The 1,128-nt window shown below is 62.7% G+C and carries 1 protein-coding gene; it reads left to right on the top strand.

From position 1 onward, the window contains the following. Positions 1-570: 570 nt before the first annotated feature. Positions 571-1,107, top strand: a complete 537-nt coding sequence (locus ACFYP3_RS37930; protein ID WP_388842689.1) for an IS6 family transposase — start codon at positions 571-573, stop codon at positions 1,105-1,107. Positions 1,108-1,128 lie beyond the last annotated feature (21 nt).

Below are 1,128 nucleotides of genomic sequence, written 5' to 3'. Positions count from 1 at the left end.
TCGCTATCGGTCAAGGTTTTTAGATTTTGAGGCAGATACTGGTCACGCTCACTTCAACGGACTGGGTGCTGCTGGTATTGACCAGGCCGCCCACTGTCCATCGGTTGGCATTCGGCATTTGGGTCGTCCACCTCACAATGTCGTTTGGGTTGGCATTTATCGCACCTGAAATGACCGTCGTCCCCGTCGGGCACGTCGGCCCGAGCGACGAAGCTCTAGAGCCGGGCGGCCGGCGTGGTTGTATTCCACAGCACCGTGACCGGGTTCGGATCCACCGCTAAAGCCGGTGAACCAAGACTGGCCGCCGCAGCCCCCGCAACCGACGCAACTGCATACTTCAGCATTTGCCTTCCCTTTCGCGAGTGGCTTTGTGTAGGCACCGGTCCACGGGATCCAGAGTCGTGCAGGGATCCCTTCCGGGGTTGGCGTAGGCCGCCTATACGCCTATAGAGAGGGGGGCCTTGCGTTTGTGACGCTGAGGCCCATGTGAGCCCAGGGGGCTCTGTCACGTTGTTGGTGGTGGGGTGGGATGATCTTCGGGTGGTCTTGTCGAGGGTGGGGAAGTCGGTCGTGCCGGACGGGGTGTCGTCGTACCGGAATCACCGGTACTCGGCCGAGGTGATTGCGCATTGTGTGTGGCTGTACTTCCGGTTTCCGCTGAGCTTCCGCGAGGTCGAGGAACTCATGCTCGAACGTGGCGTGGCCGTCTCCTACGAGACGATCCGCCGCTGGTGCGTCAAGTTCGGGCAGGCCTACGCCGGTGGGCTGCGCCGGCGTCGCCCGCGCCCCGGTGACACATGGCATCTCGACGAGGTGTTCATCAGGATCAACGGGGTGCAGAAGTATCTGTGGCGAGCCGGCGACCAGGACGGCAACGTCCTCGACATCCTGATCCAGGGCAGGCGGGACCAGGCCGCTGCCAGGCGATTCTTCCGCCGTCTCCTGACCAGGACCGGGCGGGTCCCGAGGGTGGTCGTCACCGACAAACTGAAGTCCTACGCCGCAGCCCACCGTGAGGTGATGCCATCGGTGGTGTCAATCCCCTGCGAACGTAGAGTCCTGTCTCACGCCGCTTCGCGCTTCTCGCGGGCGGCTTCACGTTGCTGATGGATCATCTCCTCGAACTTC

Source organism: Streptomyces sp. NPDC005533, assembly GCF_042871845.1.
Lineage (GTDB): Bacteria > Actinomycetota > Actinomycetes > Streptomycetales > Streptomycetaceae > Streptomyces.
This window is presented reverse-complemented; position numbering and strand designations above follow the sequence as displayed.